At 45.3% G+C, this 22,155-nt stretch carries 19 protein-coding genes and 1 tRNA gene; 12 read left to right on the top strand and 8 right to left on the bottom strand.

The genetic code is table 11. The annotated features are described in order from the left end of the window. The 5 genes from narJ to ICW03_RS07245 are packed head-to-tail and all read left to right on the top strand — an operon-like array spanning position 1 to position 3,227. On the top strand, positions 1-678 hold the full coding sequence (gene narJ / locus ICW03_RS07265) for a nitrate reductase molybdenum cofactor assembly chaperone (RefSeq protein ID WP_215346898.1): 678 nt from the start codon (positions 1-3) through the stop codon (positions 676-678). Beyond that, positions 675-1,376: a respiratory nitrate reductase subunit gamma gene (narI, locus tag ICW03_RS07260; RefSeq protein ID WP_215346896.1), complete on the top strand. Its 702-nt coding sequence runs from the start codon at positions 675-677 to the stop codon at positions 1,374-1,376. Before narJ ends, narI begins: the two co-directional genes overlap by 4 nt. 14 nt (positions 1,377-1,390) lie before the next feature. Then, the gene (locus ICW03_RS07255) at positions 1,391-2,065 is read left to right on the top strand and encodes a carbonic anhydrase (protein ID WP_215346894.1); all 675 of its coding nucleotides are present in this window, start codon (positions 1,391-1,393) and stop codon (positions 2,063-2,065) included. Next, complete coding sequence (locus tag ICW03_RS07250; protein ID WP_251374372.1) at positions 2,055-2,645, top strand: nitroreductase; 591 nt, start codon at positions 2,055-2,057, stop codon at positions 2,643-2,645. The genes ICW03_RS07255 and ICW03_RS07250 overlap by 11 nt, the downstream gene beginning before the upstream one ends. Positions 2,646-2,684: 39 nt before the next feature. Further along, entirely contained in the window at positions 2,685-3,227 is a 543-nt protein-coding gene (locus tag ICW03_RS07245; protein ID WP_215346892.1) for an HPP family protein, read from the top strand. A gap of 1,007 nt (positions 3,228-4,234) precedes the next feature. Here ICW03_RS07245 and ICW03_RS07240 read toward each other — a convergent pair. The 5 genes from ICW03_RS07240 to tsaE form a co-directional block, all read right to left on the bottom strand. Continuing rightward, entirely contained in the window at positions 4,235-4,426 is a 192-nt protein-coding gene (locus ICW03_RS07240) for a hypothetical protein (RefSeq protein ID WP_215346889.1), read from the bottom strand. A gap of 91 nt (positions 4,427-4,517) precedes the next feature. Continuing rightward, positions 4,518-5,621: an HPP family protein gene (locus ICW03_RS07235; protein WP_215346887.1), complete on the bottom strand. Its 1,104-nt coding sequence runs from the start codon at positions 5,619-5,621 to the stop codon at positions 4,518-4,520. 301 nt (positions 5,622-5,922) lie between these two features. Further along, positions 5,923-5,998, bottom strand: a tRNA-Lys gene (locus ICW03_RS07230). An 87-nt stretch (positions 5,999-6,085) separates the two neighbouring features. Continuing rightward, positions 6,086-7,444 carry an N-acetylmuramoyl-L-alanine amidase gene (locus tag ICW03_RS07225; protein ID WP_251374371.1) on the bottom strand — a complete coding sequence of 453 codons (1,359 nt, stop codon included), beginning with the start codon at positions 7,442-7,444 and terminating at the stop codon, positions 6,086-6,088. 9 nt (positions 7,445-7,453) lie between these two features. Beyond that, the gene (gene tsaE / locus ICW03_RS07220; RefSeq protein ID WP_215346885.1) at positions 7,454-7,993 is read right to left on the bottom strand and encodes a tRNA (adenosine(37)-N6)-threonylcarbamoyltransferase complex ATPase subunit type 1 TsaE; all 540 of its coding nucleotides are present in this window, start codon (positions 7,991-7,993) and stop codon (positions 7,454-7,456) included. A 43-nt stretch (positions 7,994-8,036) separates the two neighbouring features. Between tsaE and queG the strand changes: the two genes are divergently transcribed. From queG to ICW03_RS07205, 3 genes are read left to right on the top strand one after another with little or no spacing between them, the layout of a single operon-like run. Next, the gene (gene queG / locus ICW03_RS07215; protein WP_215346883.1) at positions 8,037-9,134 is read left to right on the top strand and encodes a tRNA epoxyqueuosine(34) reductase QueG; all 1,098 of its coding nucleotides are present in this window, start codon (positions 8,037-8,039) and stop codon (positions 9,132-9,134) included. Positions 9,135-9,160: 26 nt separating this feature from the next. Further along, positions 9,161-9,946 carry an AzlC family ABC transporter permease gene (locus ICW03_RS07210; protein WP_215346882.1) on the top strand — a complete coding sequence of 262 codons (786 nt, stop codon included), beginning with the start codon at positions 9,161-9,163 and terminating at the stop codon, positions 9,944-9,946. Further along, positions 9,943-10,314 (top strand): AzlD domain-containing protein, encoded by a 372-nt coding sequence (locus tag ICW03_RS07205; protein WP_251374370.1) that lies wholly within the window; start codon positions 9,943-9,945, stop codon positions 10,312-10,314. The genes ICW03_RS07210 and ICW03_RS07205 overlap by 4 nt, the downstream gene beginning before the upstream one ends. A 4-nt stretch (positions 10,315-10,318) precedes the next feature. On the opposite strand, the gene ICW03_RS07200 is transcribed toward ICW03_RS07205, so the two are convergent. Together ICW03_RS07200 and ICW03_RS07195 are read right to left on the bottom strand one after the other, a co-directional pair. Then, positions 10,319-13,411 (bottom strand): FAD-binding and (Fe-S)-binding domain-containing protein, encoded by a 3,093-nt coding sequence (locus ICW03_RS07200; protein ID WP_215346880.1) that lies wholly within the window; start codon positions 13,409-13,411, stop codon positions 10,319-10,321. Continuing rightward, positions 13,408-14,106 carry a GntR family transcriptional regulator gene (locus ICW03_RS07195; protein ID WP_215346878.1) on the bottom strand — a complete coding sequence of 233 codons (699 nt, stop codon included), beginning with the start codon at positions 14,104-14,106 and terminating at the stop codon, positions 13,408-13,410. Before ICW03_RS07195 ends, ICW03_RS07200 begins: the two co-directional genes overlap by 4 nt. A 207-nt stretch (positions 14,107-14,313) precedes the next feature. On the opposite strand from ICW03_RS07195, the gene ICW03_RS07190 reads away from it, so the two are divergent. From ICW03_RS07190 to ICW03_RS07180, 3 genes are all read left to right on the top strand, one after another. Further along, on the top strand, positions 14,314-15,498 hold the full coding sequence (locus ICW03_RS07190; protein ID WP_215346876.1) for an alanine--glyoxylate aminotransferase family protein: 1,185 nt from the start codon (positions 14,314-14,316) through the stop codon (positions 15,496-15,498). A 148-nt stretch (positions 15,499-15,646) separates the two neighbouring features. After that, positions 15,647-16,051 (top strand): heme-binding protein, encoded by a 405-nt coding sequence (locus ICW03_RS07185; protein ID WP_215350248.1) that lies wholly within the window; start codon positions 15,647-15,649, stop codon positions 16,049-16,051. A 6-nt stretch (positions 16,052-16,057) separates the two neighbouring features. Then, positions 16,058-17,497 carry a DEAD/DEAH box helicase gene (locus tag ICW03_RS07180; RefSeq protein ID WP_215346874.1) on the top strand — a complete coding sequence of 480 codons (1,440 nt, stop codon included), beginning with the start codon at positions 16,058-16,060 and terminating at the stop codon, positions 17,495-17,497. 60 nt (positions 17,498-17,557) lie between these two features. On the opposite strand, the gene gluQRS is transcribed toward ICW03_RS07180, so the two are convergent. Further along, a complete protein-coding gene (gene gluQRS, locus ICW03_RS07175; RefSeq protein WP_371819863.1) occupies positions 17,558-18,496 on the bottom strand; it encodes a tRNA glutamyl-Q(34) synthetase GluQRS in 939 nt (312 codons plus the stop codon). A 15-nt stretch (positions 18,497-18,511) separates the two neighbouring features. On the opposite strand from gluQRS, the gene dnaE reads away from it, so the two are divergent. Next, positions 18,512-22,129 carry a DNA polymerase III subunit alpha gene (gene dnaE / locus ICW03_RS07170; protein ID WP_215346870.1) on the top strand — a complete coding sequence of 1,206 codons (3,618 nt, stop codon included), beginning with the start codon at positions 18,512-18,514 and terminating at the stop codon, positions 22,127-22,129. Positions 22,130-22,155 lie beyond the last annotated feature (26 nt).

The raw sequence follows: 22,155 nt of genomic DNA, 5'->3' as shown, positions 1-22,155 counted from the left end.
ATGAAACATTCATTACCTTTAAGAGCGTTATCTAGATTGCTGCAATATCCCGATCAGGAATTGATGGAGCATTTAGCTGAAGTTGCCGAGGCTTTATATGGCATGCCAAAGCTAAGTAAGAAGGTGCATAGCGGTTTGGTAGATTTTGTAAAGAATTTACAAACATCTGATTTATTTGATTCACAAGAAAACTATGTAGAGTGCTTTGATCGCGGCAGAGCAACCTCTTTGCATCTATTTGAGCATGTCCATGGTGACTCACGTGAGCGAGGTCAGGCAATGGTGGATTTGCTGCAAACCTATAAAGAAGGTGGTTTGCAATTAAGCGCCAATGAGTTGCCTGATCATTTATCCATCATTCTTGAGTTTGCTTCAACGCTTCCATTGGACCAGGCTAAGCAATTTATTGGTGAAATGGCTCACATTTTGAATGCAGTGTATTCAACTTTGGTATCTCGTAATAATCAGTATGCATGGCTAATTGCTGCTGCCATTGAGTTTTCAGGTGAAAAGTTCAAGATTGTTGACTTAAAACCTGAAGAAAATTCTATGGATGAGGAGTGGGCGGAGCCACCAGCATTTAGCGGTTGCTCCACGCGAGGTCAATCTAAACCAGGGGAAGCGCAACCAATGCACTTTGTGAAGCGCGCAAAAGAATTAGAGGGAGTTCAGTCATGAGCTATTTAGATACTTTTATTTTTGGAATTTACCCATACATCTGCCTGACAGTTTTTTTTGTAGGTAGCTTGATTCGGTTTGATCGAGACCAATACACCTGGAAAAGCGATTCTAGTCAGCTATTACGTAAAAAACAGTTGCGCATAGGAAGCATCTTTTTTCATGTTGGGGTCTTATTCTTATTTTTCGGCCATTTCTTTGGAATGCTAACGCCGCACTTCTTGTATGAGCCATTCATTACCGCAGGGCAAAAGCAAGTAATGGCTATGGCAACAGGAGGTATTGCTGGAACGTTTGGGTTTATTGGTCTGACGATTCTGTTACATCGTCGTTTAACAGATGATCGTATTCGTGCCACATCTAAGGCTAGCGATATTTTGATTGCTGTCATTTTATGGTTCCAGCTGTTGCTAGGTCTTGCAACTATCCCGCTTTCAGGTCAGCATTTAGATGGCTCAATGATGATGAAATTGGCTGGTTGGGCTCAAGATATCGTTACCTTTAATTCCGGCGCAGTTGCTCTGCTGAGTGGTGTTGATTGGGTATTTAAGTTGCATATGTTTTTGGGTATGACTATCTTTTTAATTTTCCCATTTACTCGCTTAGTGCACATTTGGAGCGGCTTTGCATCTGTAACTTATTTGGTAAGACCATATCAAATAGTGCGTAGTCGCCGCCTCGGTATTGGGCGTAAGTAAGGTTTGGATTGACGATGCCAGATGAGCTATTAGAGCGACTAAGAAAGTTTCGTACAGAATACTTTCCTGCGCATCGTCAAGAGTTTGAATCTCTTATAGAACAAGGGCAATCGCCGAAAACTTTATTTTTAGGTTGCTCTGATTCAAGAATTGTTCCTTACCTGTTAACTGGAACTGGCCCTGGGGATTTATTCATTCTTCGCAATGTTGGGGCCATTGTTCCTCCATATGATGGTTCTTATGGCATTCATGGTACGGCTGCAGGAATTGAATTTGCTGTAATGCAATTGAAAGTTAGCAGAATTGTGGTTTGTGGGCATAGTCATTGTGGGGCGGTAAGGTCTGCTTATGAAGGCGTGCCTAAAGAGGCGATTAACTTAACCGTATGGCTAGACTTAATTAAGGAAGCGCTTTTGCCGGTTAGGCAAACTCCAGAGGCATTAAGGAGGGTGGAGCAACGCTCTATTGTTTTGCAACTTGAGCGGCTTATGGACTACCCCATGGTTCGCGCACAAGTGGAAAAGAAAGAGTTAACTTTACATGGTTGGTATTACGTTATCGAAGATGGCGAAGTTCAAGTTTTTGATGTAACTGCTGGCAAATTTATTCCGGCACATTCTGCAGATAACTGTGGAACAGGCCCCTATTTAGACGATCAATTTGATGGAGAGATCAAGCATGCCAAATAATTCAATGACAGAAATGGCCGCAGCGCTAATTTCTTCGCGTCAGTCATACTTACCTAAACGTTTATTCCAGCCAGGGCCTTCACAAGAGCAGTTGGATTTAATGTTTTCTATGGCTGCTACAGCTCCAGATCACAATCTAACTAGACCTTGGAGGTTTGTAATTTGCCCATTGGAATGCAGGGGGCTGCTGGCTGATGCATTTGCAAAATCACTTGTTGAGCGCGATCCGGATGCCACCGATCAGCAGATTCAAGATGCTATGGTTAAGGCGCATAGAGCGCCGTTGGTGATGTTGGCAATTGTCAATGCCAGGGGAACAGAGTCGGAAGTTCCTCCTAGTGAGCGCATTATTTCAGCGGGTTGTGCTATTCAGAATATTTTTCTGATGGCAAATGCTATGGGGTTTGGTGCCAGCCCTACTAGCGGTAAATCTATGTATATGAAGCCTGTTAGAGATCTGTTTGGCTTAAAAGATCATGAGGATCCCTTATGCTTTATTAATATTGGAACGCCTGATCGAGCAACTCCTGCTAAACCGCGAATGATCCCTACTGAATTTGTTACTACTCTCAAGTATTAGCATTTGTCTTTCCTTTGGGGTATCTGATACATTTCAGGTATGAAGAAAATAGAATGGGAAAGGGTGCGTGCGTATATAAAAAAATGCATCCCACCAGATCCATATGGCTTTAGTTGGCTAGATATCTTAAGAATCTGTTTTGGGCTAGATGTCTTAATTATGGCCGTTGTACTTTTTAATGAATTTGTTGGGCCAGCAGATAAATCAATGGAAATTAATGCTGTTTTTTTGGTAACAGCTTTAATGATCTTATTGATGCCAGCTAGTCCAATGTTTCACCCAAAAACAATTATTGAAGGAAATGTTGTCTCTGCATTACTGGCTTCTGCGAGCATTTATATTTTTCCCGAGTCAAATATTGCAATGGTTTTAAGTGTTTCTGCTTCAGCAGCTGCAATGTATGCATTGAAGTGCTTCCAACCAACAGCTTTAATGCTGGCATTGTTTGTATCAACAGGAAAAATCAATAGTTATTACTTTGCTTTGTATCCTATCTTTGCAGACTCAGTAGTATTGGTTATTACTGCATACCTCTATGGGAAAATTACGAAGCACCCATATCCAGCAGAGTTAGAGGCTTAATAAGCTTAAAAGCAGCGCAACAAATTTAATCTAGATCAAATTTGGTTTTCGTAAATATTGTAAATTTACATATCAGCGCATATATGATTGGAGGAAATGATATGGAGTCGAAAGACACTTGTCCGCTAGACGGTAGTTGGATGCGTGATTCCTGTACCACATACCATAATCAAAAAAATAACGGAACTTTATCTAAGTGCCAACATCGAGATAATTGCGCCAATGCTAGGGTGATTGTTGAATCTGACCTTAACGAGTCAGTGTCAATTTCCAAAAAAGTATTAGTTGACCAAATACCCCATATTTTTAAAGAGCAATCTTGATCTAATAATTTTGATGATGTAAAAAAGCTAGAACTTAAAGTGTCTTTTGGATGATTATTTAAAAATTATTAAATGGATTCAGTTAATCAAACATCAAAAATTTGCCCAAGCTGTCGAGCATTAATCCCGATTGATCGCTTGAAAATGATTACCTCTCGCAGTAGAGGCAGAATCACTAAAACGCTACGTTGTCACAGGTGCATTGAGAAAATAGCACTAGCTAATAAAACTAGAAAATAAGAGGCTAGATCCAACTTAGGAGCGTTACTTAAGTAACCGTTAGAGCGTTACCTACAGAGTCGAACTTTTTCGCAATTAAAAAATACAAAGTGTGCGATTCAATTGCTAGCAGGAAACCCAGTATCTATATGGGTTTGTAGCAAAGACCAACGGATTGATAATTAACGTGTGTCTTTGGTTTGTGGGGCATCGCCCGCAAAGCCTTATTCTATATGGTTGGTCGGGCGAGATTCGAACTCGCGACCAACGGATTAAAAGATTTGTAATTGTATTTAAACAGTAGTTAAGACATTGGCCTAAACCTGCGAAGAAAGTGTCGTGATGTAAGCGGGTGGTCCTTTGGGTCGGATTGGGTCGAGGTGGAGGTCGATTGGTTTCCACATTGTCGTGTTGGAGTGTCCGGAAACGCGACACTTAGCTGTCGGGAAAACCGACAACCTCGATTTAAGTAAATTTACCACCGAGTAGTTTTGTCCATTTTTCTGCGCTAGCTTTAACCAAGGTTGATTGTTTGCTATCAAATCGATAAGTTGGCATTGTTAGCGTTATTACACCCAATAGGCCTTCTGAATTAAAAACAGGCGCTGAAATTCCGGATATTTCTTTCACTCTATTTCCCGATGCTGCTAGAGCCATATCTTTGCGAATTTGCGGTCACCCAATCTGCAATCTGAAGTTAAGCTACAAGTGCCTCATTTCGAGATATTTGACTTTTATGGATTGGTGCTTAGCTAACGTCCTTTGAAAAAAGAGCGCCCAAAAGATCGGATTGGGTGAGCATTCCTATTAGCTTTTCTGATTCATCTGTCACTGGCAAATAATGCATACCTAGATCTGTGAAAGTCTTGGCTAGCTCTGATAAGGGTTGATCTGGCTTTGCAGTCCGGACATTAGTGGACATAATTTCATGCACGTATTTGGAGTTAATCATTCTGGGAATGGTTTGCATGGCGGGATTATGTCGGTCGATAAAAAAGTCCGGAACGGAAACAATGCCAACAAGCAAATTATCTTTTGTTACAACTGGAACGCTTTTGATCCTATGCTTTGCTAGCAGATGCCACGCGTCAGCGACAGAAGCATCTGGATTAATCGTGATGAGATCTCGAGACATAATATCTTTACATAGCAAATGACCCCAATGGCGACGTTGAGCTTGCATTTGAGCTCGTATCATGATTTCTTGAAGATCGCCGGGGTTGATATCTAAGACTTCTCCATATGAAGCTAGGGCGGCATCGAGGTCTTGACGTTGTATGCCCGCTCGTTGACTTGGTAATAGGTCATTTGTGCTGTGCATATTGGGCGCTGGCTTAGGATAGTGTGGATATTTCCTTCCAGCAATTTTATTAAATATGACTGCTAGAGCTAACAGAATGGCGCTATTTAGTAGCACGGGCGATAAAACAAATTGAAATCCGAGCGCGTGAATTGAGCTACCCCCAAGAACTGCGGTCAAAGCAATTGCTCCGCCTGGGGGATGGACGCATCTAAAGAAGAACATGGAGCCTACTGCTAGAGCGCCAGCAAGTGAAATTGCAAAACCGGTATCACCAAATATCCAATAGCAAATTACTCCTGATAGGGCTGATACTGTGTTGCCACCTATGATTGACCAGGGCTGAGCAAGAGGGCTTGCCGGTACGGCAAATAGCAATACTGCTGATGCCCCCATGGGTATGACAAACCAAGGCTGAGTTATTCCCAATGTCCATCGGCAAATGGCTTCAGTACTAAGCAGACCCAATCCTGCGCCTAGAGTGCCTATATATAGTTCTTTGCGGGTTGTTACTAAAGCCCCTGACCACCTTTTGAATAAGTCTGTCAACATAATTGATCTTTGATTTCGATATGAAGATGGGGTAGATTTTAGAGCTTGTTATACGGTTGTGTTGACTTCATTCTGAGCCATGAGTATATGAGTCAGTTTTCCTAAGAAATGACATGATTAAGTGTCGCGAAACGCGACACTTGCAAGTCTCTTGAGTTGCCAATAGTCCAAGATTGTCAACCAGCGCCTCCCATCCTGATCCATAACAACTTCATAGATCGCACATTGTCACCAACAGTTCCAACATTTAACAATCCAAAAAGAAAAAGCCCCTAGATTTCTCTAGAGGCTTTTGTATAACTGGTGGGTCGGGCGAGATTCGAACTCGCGACCAACGGATTAAAAGTCCGCTGCTCTACCGACTGAGCTACCGACCCAGTTAAGCCATAAATTATAGCAAGAAGTTTGTGGGTCATCCCCAGGTCTGTGGGGTCTGCCCGTCAGCCCTTGTAGTTACAAGTGGCTTATGAATTTACCCGTCTAGCGACCGGCGGATTTTTGGAAAAATACTCCTTAATTCCCCTCAAAATTGCCCCTGCAATGCGATCCTGATAGCTGTCATCGTTTAATCGAGCCTCTTCCTGTGGATTGCTAATAAAAGCAGTTTCTACGAGGATCGAGGGAATGTCAGGTGCCTTCAAAACCGCAAAACTAGCTTGTTCTACCTTTGGTTTATGAAGGGTTGCAAATCCACCAATTTGCTTCAAGATGGAATTACCCACCTGCAGAGAGTCTTTGATCTGAGCGGTAGTCGACATATCTAGGAGCAGGTTGGCAACTTGCCTATCTTGTGTCTTGATATTGATACCGCCAATTAAATCAGAAGCATTTTCTTTATTGGCCATCCAGCGTGCGGTTGTACTGCTAGCGCCCATTTGCGAGAGTGCAAATACTGAGGCACCTCTGGCGTTTCTTTCAATAAAGGCATCCGCATGAATGGATACAAATAAATCCGCTTCAACTCGCCTCGCTTTTTGGACTCTGACATGCAGTGGCACAAAGTAGTCACCATCTCTAGTCAAAAAAGGACGCATATAGGCTTCGCCTTCAATCTTATCTTTGAGTCGCTTTGCAATTGCCAGAACAACATTCTTTTCCTTGGATCCCGCCGCACCAATTGCGCCGGGATCTTCACCGCCATGGCCAGGATCAATCGCAATCGTGATCAATCGCTTGTATTTGGCGGGCGCTGGCAATTCTTTGGTTTCGGGTATGGCTTGAGCGACTGGCGCTGCCGGTACTTTAGCAAGCTCTTTTTCCTTCTTGGTAGCAAACTGCGCAATCAGGTCAATTTCTTCATTAGATTTCTCAAGGGCAGTTTCTTTTTTAGCGCTGCCTCTTACTAGGGCCATTAAAGGATCTGGGGGAGTGGTGGGGTACAAATCAAACACCATACGGTAGTTGTACTCGGCTACTGGATCAAGTGTAAAGAGTTGTGGTTTGATTGGCTCTTTTAAGTCAAACACCAAACGTACTATCCCTGGCTGAAATTGCCCCACTCGAACTTGCGAGATATAAGGATCGTTGGGTTTTACTTTAGCTACTAAATCTTTAAGTGTAGGATTGAGTTCCAATCCCTGCACATCAACTACCAAGCGATCTGGATTGGTCAGAATCTGTTGAGTAATAGGCAGTGGAGTATCGGATTCCAGGGTAACGCGGGTATAGTCCTCAGAGGGCCAGACACGTACGCCCAATATCTTGGCACCCCAGGAAATATCAACCTCAGTGAGTAATACAGCAAAACTCAAAAACTTCGCTGAAGTCTTGAGCGTTTGTCTTTTCAAGAGATTGATCTTTGGCTTGATCTTATTGGTGCTCATGTATTACTTCTATTGAATCTCTTTTAATGCTACTAAGCCAGATTGACTCAAGGCATTTATCTTAATAGAGCGTTCATTTTCATCTGCACCGGCAGCAAGCTGAATCTGAATGTCAAAGCCTGGCAAGCTTCCTTCTGATTTTTCTGGCCATTCAATTAAGCAAATGCCTGGCACATCAAAATGTTCTGCAAATCCTGCCTCTTGCCATTCTAAGGGATCGCGCATGCGATACAAATCAAAGTGGTGAACAGTAATCGCCTGTCCTTTTAATTGCAGTGGGTAGGGTTCGCATAGGGTATAGGTGGGACTCTTAACTTTGCCATCATGACCCATAGACTGAATGAGGTATCTGGCAAAGGTCGTTTTTCCAGCCCCCAAATCTCCTTCTAGAGAGATATTGAGATGCGAGCCAGACTGCTTACTTAGAAAGTGCTCAAAACTGGTGGCAAGCTGCTTAGCAAGAGAAGCGGTATCGGCTTCCTGCCTACAATAGAGTTCTATTGCGGTAAGCTGGGTCGCCTTTGTTGTCGTTGCCTGTGTTTGAGCCATTCCCCTAGTTTATTCAATTATTGCGCTACATTCTGTATTCCATATGCCTTTATCTACCAGCCCTCAATCCTTAGACGAGTCCAATCTGCGCAATTGGCTCAATGCCCAGGCTATGGCACTGGGGTTTGATGGTCTGCGGATTACCGATACCCATTTAGGCCCTGCGACTGAGCGCTTGAAGGAGTGGTTGGCTGAAGGTCGTCACGGTCAAATGGAATACATGCAACGCCATGCCGAGATGCGCGCTAATCCGGAGCTTTTGGTCCCTGGCACCGTACGTGTTATTTGTGTGTCGATGAACTATCTGCCGCCCGAGACTGATTTTGATAGTGAGTGGCAACGACTAGGGGACCCTGCTCAAGCGGTGGTATCGATGTATGCCAGAGGGCGTGATTATCACAAGGTGCTGCGTAACCGCTTACAAGAATTTGCTAAATTGATTGAAGAGCGCATCGGAACACTTGGTTACCGCGTGTTTACGGATTCAGCGCCCTTGATGGAAGTCGAGCTTGCGCGTAAAGCAGGCTTAGGTTGGCGCGGCAAACATACACTCTTGCTCAATCGCGAATCTGGTTCTACATTTTTCTTGGGCGAGATCTTAGTAGATGTGCCGCTGCCAATAGATCAAGAGATTGAAGAGCATTGCGGTACCTGTACATCCTGTATCGATATATGTCCTACCCAAGCTATCACCGCTCCATACCAACTTGATGCAAGAAGATGCATCTCTTACTTAACCATTGAAAATCCTGACTCCATTCCTATAGAGTTTCGACAGGCTATGGGTAATCGTGTATATGGCTGTGATGACTGCCAACTCATTTGCCCTTGGAATAAATTTGCCAAACGCACGGAGTTACCAGATTTTGCAAGACGCCATGGATTAGGGCAGGCAACCCTCTTACAGTTATGGTCGTGGACTGAGCAAGAGTTTGAACAACGCCATGAAGGTAGCGCTATTCGCAGAATTGGATTTAGTCGTTGGCGCCGTAACCTGGCCGTCGCAATGGGTAATGCCTTGGCAAATGATGTTGAGAACGAAGCAATTGTTGAGGCTTTAAACGCAGCGCTTCCCGCTGCTGATCCTTTGGTGACTGAACACATTGAGTGGGCCTTAGGACAAAAAACCAAGTCAACATAATTACCCACAAGCTTTACAATTGCCCTATGTCATCGAACGACCAGCCCTATATTGATCCTAGCGAAATTGCGCTAGAAGAGGCTGCTGTACAACGCTTTAAAAATCCAAGTCACGCTTTTTGGTCTGGCATGCGTGATGCAGCTGGTGCGCCTGCAATGGTGCTCTTTGCTGGTATGGTGGGATTTGGGGCGATGGGTAAAACCAATGGATTTGATGTTTGGTTTACCACCTTTACTTCGTTTTTTATGTTCGCATTGCCGGGCCAAGTTGTTTTGCTTGAGATGGCCATTACCGGATCATCAGTACTGGCGATTGCATTAGCGGTTACGCTGACCTCAACACGCTTTATCACCATGACAGTGACACTCTTTCCGCAGTTTCATCAAAAAGATCGCAATCGCAGTCTCTATGCCTCTGTCCATTTGCTGGCCATGACAGCATGGGCTATCTCGATGAGAGAGTTTCATGCGATTGAGATTAAGCATCGCCTTAGTTATTTTGTAGGCTTAGGTTTGTTATGTTGGCTGATCTCCGTGCCTGGAACAATTTTGGGTTACTACTTAGCAGGTATGGTGCCAAAGCCAGTTACTTTGGGTTTGGTATTTATTAATCCATTGTTCTTCTTGCTCACCTTTACCGAAGTAAAGCCCTGGATTAATCGTATTGCACTTTTATTGGGCTGCATCTTTGGCCCTATCTTTTTCATTATTGATCGCGATACCAGTTTGTTAACGGCTGGTTTGGTTGCGGGCACTATGGCTTACTTTATCGATCGCAAGTTCTTGCGCAAAAAAGCGGGAGTGCTTGGATGAGTGGAGCGATGGAGACATTAAGTCATATGAGTGATGCTCTGACAGGATGGGGACTATGGATTGCATTGGTTGGCGCCTGTTTTGGCACTTACTTCTGTCGCGCAATCGGTGTTTTTTTGTCGCAGAGCATTAATCAAGATAGCGAGATCTTTCGCTGGCTTGCTGCGGTGACTTATGCGATGGTTGCTGCACTCACAGTGCGTTTGATTGTGATGCCGCTTGGTCTAATGGCAACAGTTCCTTTATGGATTCGCATCCTGATCTGCACTTTGGCGATTGGTGTGATGATTTCTAAACCCACAAAACGATTGGTTCCAGCCTTATTGACTGGAACCTTGTTAATGGTGGGTTACGGCGTTATACGTTAATTTGCTATAGGTGTGCCGCCAAAATTCTAGCGATATGCACAGCCTCTCTTTGAGTGCCATCCGCAATCTGATGACGACAGCTCGTGCCATCAGCCACCACCCAACTATCTGGCGACTTGCGAATACTAGGCAATAGGCTAGCTTCCGCCATTTGCTTAGATACTTCAATGTGTTCAGCTTCATAACCAAAGCTACCTGCCATACCGCAGCAAGATGATTCAATGAGCTTAGGTTCTGCGTTAGGAATAAGTTTAAGCAATTCCATTGCGGGAGTTACTGCAGCAAATGACTTTTGATGACAGTGACCATGAAACAGTACGGATTTATTAGCTGCTTTCAGATTTAACTTGAGGTTGCCTGCTATCACTTCGATTGCCAAAAATTCTTCTAGCAATTGCGCTTGCTTCGAAACGCTGACAGCGCGTTCGCCAAAGCCCATTACAAGCGCCTCATCTTTTAAGGTGAAGAGGCAGGATGGTTCTAAACCAATAATTGGAATGTGTTTGTCAGCATAGGGTGCAAGATGATCAACCAACTCACCTAAAGTGCTCTTGGCCTTATCAACCATCCCTGCCGCTAAATAGGTTCTGCCACAACAAAACTCTTTAGAACAAGTATTGGTTTGATTTTGATTCTCAATTTGCTGGCTCTTACTTTGACTCTTGCTTTGATTCTTGTTGGGGATATGCACTCGATAGCCCGCAGCCTTGAGTACTTTTAATGCTGCCTGGAGATTTTCATCTTCAAAGTAAGCGTTAAATGTATCGGCTAAAAGCACAACACCCTTACCGTCGGTATTGTTTGCTAATTGTTCTGGAGTGTATTGATAAGAATCTTTTGCTTTCTGATTCCAGAAGGTTTTGCTCTTCCAAATTGGCAAACTTCTTTGTGCTGAGATACCCATGATCCATTCTTGAAGCTTAGCTATTGGTGCAATGTGATTGCGTAGATTGAGAAGACTTGGCAAAAATGGAATATTGCTAATCGTGCTGGCGTATTTAGGTAGATAGGCCACCGCTAGATCTCTGAGTGAGTGACCTACACGTCTCTTGTAAGCGGAGAGAAACTCAATCTTCATCTTAGCCATGTCTACGCCAGTAGGGCATTCACGGCGGCAAGCCTTACAGCTTACGCAAAGCTCCATCACTTCTTTAATAGCATCGCTACCTAGGGGTGAGGATTTATCTTTAATGTCGAGTTGGTTGGAGAGTGCAAGACGTAGCGTATTTGCTCTACCGCGAGTGAGGTGCTTCTCGTCTCTGGTAACGCGATAACTAGGGCACATGACTTCCGCATCAAACTTACGGCAGTGTCCATTGTTATTGCACATCTCTACAGCCTTAGCCAATCCCATTGCTGGATCACCGCCAGTACCAGGTGCAGTTGTTTCTTCTGTGACAGGATCATTTTGCACATTCCATGCTGACCAGTCGAGGGCTGGTTGTAATGGAATGACTTTATAGTTTGGTGGAAATCTAAAGTTGATGGAGTCATCCATCTTAGGCGGATTAACAATCTTGCCTGGATTAAATAATCCCTTTGGATCAAATGCATGTTTGATTTCTGCGAGGGCTTCAGTGATCTTCGGGCCAAACTGCCAAGAAATCCATTCGCCACGGCAAAGGCCATCACCATGTTCGCCGCTATAGGCGCCTTTGTATTTGCGTACTAACGCAGAGGCTTCTTCGGCAACAGCACGCATTTTCTGGGCGCCATCTCTGCGCATATCCAGAATTGGGCGTACGTGCAATGTACCTACGGATGCGTGGGCATACCAAGTGCCACGTGAGCCATATTTAGAAAATACTTCAGTGAGTGCTTGAGTGTAATCCGCCAAACTCTCGAGAGGTACGGCGCAGTCTTCAATAAAGCTCACTGGTTTGCCATCACCTTTGAGGCTCATCATAATGTTCAGGCCTGCTTTGCGCACTTCCCACAGATTCTTTTGTAGAGATGCATCAGGCATAGTCACTACAGAACCTGGCAAGCCCAGATCACTCATGAGTTCTTGCAGGGCTTTGAGCTTATCTAATAGTGGCGCATGCGCTTCACCCGAAAACTCCACCAATAAAATCGCTTCAGGTGTTTGTGCGGTGTGATCGATTAAAGCAGTTTCGATAGTTTTCTTGAAACTTGGGTTGCTGCGTGCCAAATCAATCATCGTGCGATCCACTAGCTCTACAGCAGTAGGGCCGAGTTTCACAATATGCTGAGCACTATCCATTGCTTTATAGAAGCTTGCAAAATTCACAATGCCGAGTACTTTATGTTGAGGCAATGGCGCTAACTTCAGCTTGAGTGACTTGAAATATGCCAGAGTGCCTTCGCTACCCACCAACAAGTGAGCCAGGTTGACGCTGCCATCTTGGGTATACGGTAATTCACTTTGGGGATTGAAGATATCGAGGTTATATCCTGCAACCCGTCTTAATACCTTTGGAAAATGCGCCTCGATCTCGGGTGTGAGGGTATGGGCTAAGCCTTTAACAAAGTCGCCCAACTCTTTAGCAACACCTGAACTGTTAGCGTAATTGCCAAACTGTGCCACTTGGCCATTAGCTAACCACGCATCAATCCCTAAAACGTTGTGGACCATATTGCCGTAAGCAATCGAGCGACTGCCGCAGGAGTTGTTGCCTGCCATACCACCAATCGTTGCTTGTCCAGCAGTCGATACGTCGACCGGATACCAAAGGCCATGTTGCTTCAGTGAGCCATTGAGGTGATCAAGTACGATGCCCGGCTCAACTTCTACATAACCCTTATTCAGATTGAGATCTAAAACGTTTCTGAAATATTTGGTGTTATCAATAACCAGTGCTGCACCAGTAGTTTGGCCGCACTGGCTGGTGCCACCACCACGAGGTAGTACAGGGACACCTAGTTCAGCAGCTATCTGAATGGCGCTGGCAATATCTTGTGCAGTCTTTGGTACAAAGACTGCAACTGGCATCGCTTGATAAATTGAGGCATCAGTTGCATAACGTCCGCGACTTGCGTTATCGGTCATAACATCGCCAGAGGTCTCTTGGCGCAAGCGTTTAGCTAGCTCAGCTTGATCTACCATGAGTTCTTTGAGGTTTAAGGGCTTGTTCATGACTTCACTGTCTCCACATTATTCATTTGTGCAGCTTCTGATTTAAGAAGTTGCACAACTACATCTCGTTTGTTCTTGACGTGCTGCATCATGATCTTGCGCATACGCACTGGATCTCTAGCCTTGAGGGCATCAAGCATTTCTTGATGTTCCTCAACAGCCTTTTCCCATTTCACGCCATCTTGATTGGAGCGAAAGCGTAAGGCTTCAATGCGTGCATTGACTTGTGTGAAGAGTCTAGACAGCACCGGATTATTTGCCGCTTGATTAATCAGATGATGAATACGTAGATTGAGTTTGTAGTAACTCGATAGATCACGGCGAGCGTACGAAGCCATCATTTCATATTGGAGGGCTTCCAACTCTGAGAGGGTAGCGTCGCTAATATTATTGGCGGCTAGCTCCCCAGAAAATCCCTCAAGATCAGCAATCACATCAAAAGTGTGAATTACATCTTCAAGAGTCAGTTGTACTGCGATCGCACCACGATTGGTGATGAGTTCAACCAAGCCATCTGCAGCTAAGCGACGAATCGCTTCACGAATGGGGGTGCGAGAAACATTGAGGCTCTCAGCCAGTTCTCGCTCATTGAGTTTGCAGCCAGGCGCGATTTTTCCTTCCACCAAGAGTGATCTCAACTTCTGGAAGGTAGCCTCATGCAAATTCGGAGAGTTAGGCTGTTCTATGGCTGCCATGCTGGAATCCTCTAGACTCTATATTTGTATACAAAATAAACTATAAGCCATCATAAACTATAAATAGAGGCTTTAAATGGCTATTTTTAGGTTTATTTAAGTAATTTATTTTAAATAATTTGTATACAAAATGGAAAATTAGCCAAATTTGTCATACACTAATGCCAGAAATTACCACCTATAAACACTTTAAAAGTGAGACAAAACATGTTGAAACTTGATAACCACGCATCAGGACGCCATTTCTTGCATATTCCTGGCCCAAGTCCTGTTCCGCCACGCGTATTGCGCGCCATTAGCTATCAAACGATTGATCATCGTGGTCCTGAGTTTGGTGCGTTTGGCCTCAAGGTTTTGGATGGTATTAAAAAGATTTTCAAAACGGAGCAACCCGTCATCATTTATTCCGCATCCGGAACTGGTGCTTGGGAAGGTGCGTTAGTCAACGTTCTCAATCCCGGTGACAAAGTGTTGTTCTATGAAACTGGTCAATTTGCGAACTTGTGGCGCGCACTTGGTAAGCGTCTTGGTTTGGATGTAGAGGTTGTTGGTAAGCCTGGCCAAGATTCGTGGCGCTGGGGTGTTGATGCATCTGTGATTGAAGAGCGTTTACGCAAAGATACTGGTCATGAGATCAAAGCCGTTTGTGTTGTTCATAACGAAACTTCTACTGGCGTGACATCCAACATTGCTGCTGTACGTAAAGCTATTGACTCCTTAAAGCATCCGGCCTTATTGCTCGTTGACAGCGTATCTGGCTTAGGTTCAGCGGATTATGAGCATGACAAGTGGGGCGCTGACGTTACGATTTCTGGCTCCCAAAAAGGTTTGATGTTGCCACCAGGTATTGGCTTTAACGCCTTGTCTCCACGTGCAATCGAAGCTAGTAAAAATAATAAAATACATAAATCGTATTGGGCTTGGGATGAAATTCTTGAATCCAATAAAACAGGTTACTGGCCGACAACTCCGAGCACCAATTTGATGTACGGTTTGCATGAAGCAATGGACATGATGATGGCCGAAGGATTGGATACGATCTTTGCACGTCATCAACGTTTGGCGGCAGCTTGTCGTGAAGCAGTAAACGCTTGGGGCTTAGAAATTCAGTGTCAAGACAAAGATTGCTATTCACCAGTACTCACTTGTATTGCGACACCTGAGGGTATGGATGCGGATGTATTGCGTAAACATGCGCTTGAGAAATTCAACCTCTCATTGGGAACAGGTTTGGGCAAGATCAAAGGCAAGGCATTCCGTATTGGCCATTTGGGCGATTGCAATGAATTGAGCTTGATGGCTGCTTTAAGTGGTGTAGAGATGAGTTTGGGTTCCATGGGCTTTAAACCCAAGGCCAGCGGTGTAGTTGCCGCCCAAGAATTTCTCAAATAGCTCTAAATAATCAATTAGTTGGGTGGAGACAGGGTGTAGCAAGGCTTCTAGACCGGAGTCGGGCTACACCCCTTATAATTCAGGTGCTCTATATAGATAGCACTTTCATCATATAAAACATATTCGAGACAAAGAAAGATTAACCATGTTGGCTACTAAACCGTATTTAACTCAAGCTGATGCTCAGAAGATTTTGGATGCAGCAAACAAACACGCTGCTGCAAACAATTGGGCAGTGACAATTGCCGTTTGTGATGATGGTGGTCATATGTTGGGTTTAATTCGTCGTGATGGTTGCGCTCCTTTGTCTTCTTATATCGCACAAGAAAAAGCGCGTACTGCTGCAATGGGTAAACGCGAGACTCGTGTTTACGAAGAAATTATTAATAACGGTCGCCATGCTTTCTTATCTGCCCCTCACGTATCAGGCATGTTAGAGGGTGGCGTCAATATCGAGGTAAATGGGTTTACCATCGGCGCAGTCGGCGTTTCCGGCGTTAAATCTGCGGAAGATGCTGAGACCGCTAAGGCCGGCATTGCCGCCATCATGTAAGTTACCTTGACAAATACTGCTACTGAAATAAATTCTTCTACAGGGGTTAGCGAAGCCGCTACCCCTAACGCTATAAGTTCCAACCCTCCAGCAACAATTACTTTTGCTGATTTTGGTTTAGATCCAAAAATTCAAAAAGCGGTTCTGGAGCAGGGCTACAACACTCCGACCCCGATTCAAGCGCAGTCGATTCCGCATGTATTGGCGGGAAGCGACCTCATGGGTGCAGCGCAAACGGGTACAGGTAAGACGGCTGCATTTGTATTGCCGATTATTCAAAAGATTTTGCGTCACGCTAGTAATAGCGCGTCACCAGCACGTCATCCAATTCGTGCATTGGTTCTCACGCCAACTCGTGAGCTGGCCGTGCAAGTAGCTGAAAATGCTGCGAACTATTCAAAGCACACTGATCTGCGCGCTGCAGTGGTCTATGGCGGCGTGGATATGAAAGAGCAAGTTGGCATTTTGCGCAATGGCGTAGAGATCCTGATTGCCACTCCTGGTCGTTTGCTTGATCACATTGGGTCTAAAGTTGCCAACCTCTCGCAAGTGGAGATCTTGGTTTTAGACGAAGCCGATCGTATGCTTGACATGGGTTTCTTGCCAGACCTGCAGCGCATTATCGATTTGATTCCAGCACAAAGACAAACCTTATTGTTCTCAGCGACTTTCTCACCAGAAATTAAAAAGCTGGCACAAAGCTATTTGCGTACTCCGGTGACCGTTGAAGTTGCTCGTCAAAATGCCGCAGCCGATACAGTAAAGCAAGTAGTGCACATGGTTTCTTCTGCTGATAAGCAACGTGCAATTGTGAAAGTGCTTGAGGCACGCACTCGCGCCGGCCTATCACGTCAATGCATCATCTTTACTAACAGTCGTTTGGGTTGTGCAAAGTTATCGCGTGCCTTAGAGCGTGATGGTATTAAAGCGGGCGCGATTCATGGCGATAAGAGTCAAGGTGAGCGTACTTTAACTCTGGATGCATTTAAGTCTGGCGCAATCGAAGCATTAGTAGCGACTGACGTAGCTGCTCGTGGCTTAGATATTCCGGACATGCCTTGCGTGATTAATCACGAACTGCCATATAACGCAGAAGACTTTATTCACCGTATCGGTCGTACTGGTCGCGCTGGCAGCAAAGGCGATGCGATTGCCTTAGTTGATGCTAGCGAAAAGCGTTTACTCGACGATATTGAAAAGTTGATGAAGCGTAAATTGGATGTGAAGCCTTTGCCTGAAGGTGCGCCTTCGCAGGCTCGCCCATCATCTAGCAGCTATGGCAGTGCTCCAGCAAAAATGTCTGACCCCTTCTTCTACAAGCCTTACGAGCCATCTGCATCTACAGCCTCCGCTACAGATCCTGCAAAGCCCGAAGAGAAAAAAGTGGGTATTACTCCTGCTAAGCCTGTTGTTGGTGCTTTGCTCGGCGGCTTTAAAAAGAAATAAAAACAATAAATAAAAGCAAGAAATAAGAAATAGGAAATAAAAAAAGAAAGACTAAGTTCTTTAGTTTTTCCATGCACGAGTGGCTGCTAGTAGCCACTCTGCAATCGTAGAGTTCTGGCTATCTGGCAAGTTCTTCAATCCCAAATGTTTAGCAGCTTTACGCAGCTCCATTAGCGAGCGTTTATCATCTTGCGTATTAATTTGTGTTGCCAAGGTTTGCTTGCTGAGTTTTTCTCCATACTCATCAAGGACTAGAGGCAGGTGTAAATACTCTGGCCTCTGATATCCCAACACCTTTTGCAAATAAATTTGTCTTGCAGTATTGCTTAATAAATCTTCGCCACGCACGATATGAGTAATACCTTGCTCTGCATCATCAACTACAACGGCTAGCTGGTAGGTAAATAATCCATCGCTTCTGCGTAGTACAAAATCACCCACTTCCTGATTGAGATTTTGGCTTTGGTGTCCTAGTGCTAAATCCTGAAAATCAACATGGCAATTTGGGGGTAGGGCAATACGCCAAGCTTTCCCCGAATCTTTAAAGTCTTCTGTGAGATTGCTTATTAAATAGGCAGGGCGGCAGGTGCCTGGATAGACCATTTCTTGATTGCGGGGGGTTTCTATTCCGAGGCTGGCTAGGGTGTTCGCAATGGTCTGTCTAGAGCAAGCGCAGGCATACAGGCATTCCAAGTCATTTAAGCGATCTAAAGCCCTCTGGTAAGCCTCTTGGCGCTGAGATTGATAAATGATCTCCTCATCCCAAGAAAGGCCACAGGCGAGCAATTGGGACTGTATTTGCTGGGTTGCTTCGGGGATGCAGCGAGGGGTGTCTAAATCCTCGATTCTGAGGAGCCATTTACCCCCATTTTTACGGGCATCCAGCCAGCTTCCGAGGGCAGCAACCAGGGATCCGGCATGCAATGGGCCGGTAGGGGAAGGGGCAAATCGCCCGCGATAGCCGCTGGCTGGGGATGGAAGGTTTTTAGGTATCGACACAGCTAAAATCATCTCATGGCTTTACCCCGTTTTGTACATCTCCGCGTCCATTCCGAGTTTTCGATTACGGATGGAGTCGTTCGCATTGATGATGCTGTCGCCGCGGCTGTCAAAGATGAGATGGGCGCTCTAGCTATCACGGATTTAAGTAATTTATTTGGTTTGGTGCGTTTTTATACCGCCGCTCGCTCTGGCGGGATTAAACCGATTGCTGGTGCCGACGTTTGGATCAGCAATCCTGCGGATCCAGACCAGCCCCATCGTTTATTACTCTTAGTTCAAAACCATTCTGGTTATCTCAATTTATGTGAGTTGCTCAGTAGAGCCTCTTTAGACAATCAATCGCGCGGTCGTGCTGAAGTGGATTCAGCTTGGTTTAGTGAACCAGCTGCCAAAGCTGAAGATAAAAAAGCCAAGCGGACTTTATCTTATGGATTGATCGCGCTCTCTGGCGCGCGCATGGGTGAAGTAGGGGTAGCATTGCTAGCTGGTCAAGAAGATCAAGCGAAGATTGTTGCTAGACGTTATGAAAAGTTGTTCCCAAACTCTTTTTACATTGAGGTTCAGCGCGGTGGCAATCCACAAGACGAGAAGCAACTACAGCTCGCTTGCCATTTAGCGAGTGAGCTTGATTTACCGGTGGTTGCAACCCACCCAGTGCAGTTCATGCAGAGAAGTGACTTCACGGCGCATGAAGCCCGTGTATGTATTGCTGAAGGCGAATTGCTTGGCAATCCACGTCGCACCAAAAAGTATAATGAAGAGCAATACTTCCTAACCCAAGAGGAGATGGAAAAACGTTTCGCAGACTTGCCAGCAGCACTTGCGAACTCTGTTGAGATTGCTAAACGTTGCAATCTCTCTCTAGTGTTAGGTCAGCCACGCTTACCGGATTTTCCAATACCGCCTGGAATTACTTTGGAAGACTATCTCTTGCAGCAATCTGAGATTGGTCTTAAGCGCCATATGGAGCGCAATTTCCCAGATGTAGAAGAGCGTGAAAAAGAAATGACGCGCTACCAAGAGCGTCTCGTTTTTGAGGTGAAGACGATTTCTCAAATGGGTTTCCCAGGTTATTTTTTGATCGTTGCAGACTTCATTAACTGGGCTAAGAACAATGGCGTACCAGTGGGGCCGGGTCGTGGATCTGGTGCGGGCTCTTTAGTAGCTTACTCACTCGGTATTACTGATTTGGATCCACTACGTTACAACTTACTCTTTGAGCGCTTCCTCAATCCAGAGCGGGTATCGATGCCCGACTTCGATATTGACTTCTGTCAGCACGGTCGTGACCGTGTCATTCAGTACGTGAAGGATAAGTACGGAAAAGATGCGGTAAGTCAGATTGCTACCTTTGGAACGATGGCTGCCAGAGCGGCGATTCGTGACGTGGGGCGCGTACTTGAACAGGGCTATAACTTCGTAGACGGTATTGCTAAGCTCGTTCCTAATAAGCCAGGTCAGTACATGACCATTGAAATGGCGAAGAAGGAAGAGAAACAATTGGCCGAGCGTGAGAAGAATGAAGATGAAGTACGTCAATTGCTTTCTTTAGCGCAGCAGTTAGAAGGCATGACTCGTAACGTCGGTATGCATGCGGGTGGTGTGTTGATTGCCCCCGGACGCCTAACCGATTTTTGCCCTCTCTACACCCAAGAAAGTAAAGATCAAGACAGCAGCTCGGTCATTAGTCAATTTGATAAAGATGACGTAGAAGCCATTGGCTTGGTGAAGTTTGACTTCTTGGGATTAACCACACTCACGATTTTGGCAGCAGCAGAGCGTTGGATTAAAACTTTGCACGCTGATCGCAGAGATTGGAATATCGGCGAGATACCACTCGACGATGAAAAGGCTTTTGATGTTCTCAAGCGTGCCAATACGGTAGCCGTCTTCCAGCTAGAAAGCCGCGGCATGCAAGGTATGCTTCGTGAAGCCAAACCTGACCGCTTTGAAGACATTATTGCCTTGGTGGCTTTATACCGTCCAGGTCCAATGGATTTGATCCCAGACTTTATTGAGCGTAAACACGGTCGCCAAAAAGTGGAGTATCCCGATCCACGTATTGAGCCAGTTCTGCGTGAGACCTACGGCATCATGGTCTACCAAGAGCAGGTAATGCAGATGGCGCAGATGATTGGCGGCTACTCATTAGGTGGCGCCGATATGTTGCGTCGTGCGATGGGTAAGAAAAAGCCTGAAGAGATGGCGCAGCATCGCAAGATCTTTAGTGATGGCGCAAAGGCCGGCGGTATATCTGAAGGTAAAGCCAACGAAATCTATGACTTGATGGAACGCTTTGCGGGCTACGGATTTAATAAGTCCCATGCTGCCGCGTACGCACTCTTGGCATATCAAACGGCCTGGCTCAAAGCGTATTACCCCGCAGAATTTATGGCGGCCAACTTATCGCTCGCGATGGATGACACCGATAAGGTTAAGATTCTGTATGACGATTGCTTGGTGAATAACATTCGAGTGTTCTCACCAGATATCAACACAGGCGTTTATGAGTTCACACCATTGCGTGCACCCGATGCAGCCCCAGACTCCCCAATTAGTCATGTACGTTACGGCATAGGTGCCGTACGCGGCACTGGCGAGGCAGCTATTGAATCCATCGTCAAGGCCCGTGAAACTGGCGGCCCTTTTAAAGACTTATTTGATTTCTGTGCACGTGTGGATCGTCGTCAGGTAAACCGTCGTGCTATTGAGGCTCTGATGCGCGCTGGTGCGTTTGATAGCTTGTATCGTGACTCCATTCCTGCGGGTGGCAATCTGTACGACATTCGCTCAACCTTGCTTGCTTCTTTAGCAAGAGCGATTGAAGCTGCCGAGCAAGCTGAGGCTTCTATTCACCAGGTGAGCTTGTTCGAAGTGGCCGGTGAAGAAAATCGCCATCTACCAGAGCTAGTGCGCGAGCCTATTTGGTCTGAGAAAAAACGTCTTCAAGAAGAGAAGACTGCTTTGGGTCTTTGTTTAACAGGCCACATGTTTGATGCCTATCGTGACGAGACCTCTCACTTCATTCGTCAACCTTTATCAAAAGTTACTGAAGGCAAAGATCAGCTGATCGCTGGCATCATCACTTCAGCACGGATGTTAACTGGTCAGCGCGGTCGTATGATGATTGCGACAATTGATGATGGCACTGCAGCCCTGGAAGTCACTTTGTATAGCGAAGTGTATGAGCCTAATCGCTCATGGCTCAAGGAAGATGAGCTCCTAGTCGCCAAAGTGAACGTGACTCCCGATAAGTTCTCAGGTGGTATGCGTATTGTTTCTGAGGCGGTGATGGACATCACTGGCGCACGTATGCGCTTTGCTCGTAACGTTCACGTATGCATTGATAACGCTATTGATATCAAGATGTTGCGTAGTCAAATCAATCCTTACTTGATGACCAATCGCGTCAGAGATCCTAAATTAGGAGCTGCTGCACCAGCTGCGCCTGGATCAAATGACGGCATGAAGGGTTTGATGCTAACTGCTGCAGTGACAACGAGCGGTGGCGCCTGTTTAATGCAGTTCCCAGAAGAGTTGCGTATCTATCCAGATGATGCTTGCTTGCATAGCTTGAACCAGATTTTGGCATCCAAGCAAAAAGATCCCGTACAAGTTCAGTACCACTAAGAATGTTTTGTAGTGTTGGCGCTAAT

The sequence above is a fragment of the Polynucleobacter sp. MWH-Aus1W21 genome (genome assembly GCF_018687275.1).
GTDB lineage: Bacteria > Pseudomonadota > Gammaproteobacteria > Burkholderiales > Burkholderiaceae > Polynucleobacter.
Note: the sequence above shows the minus strand (reverse complement) of the source record. Positions and strands in the feature narration are given on the sequence as shown.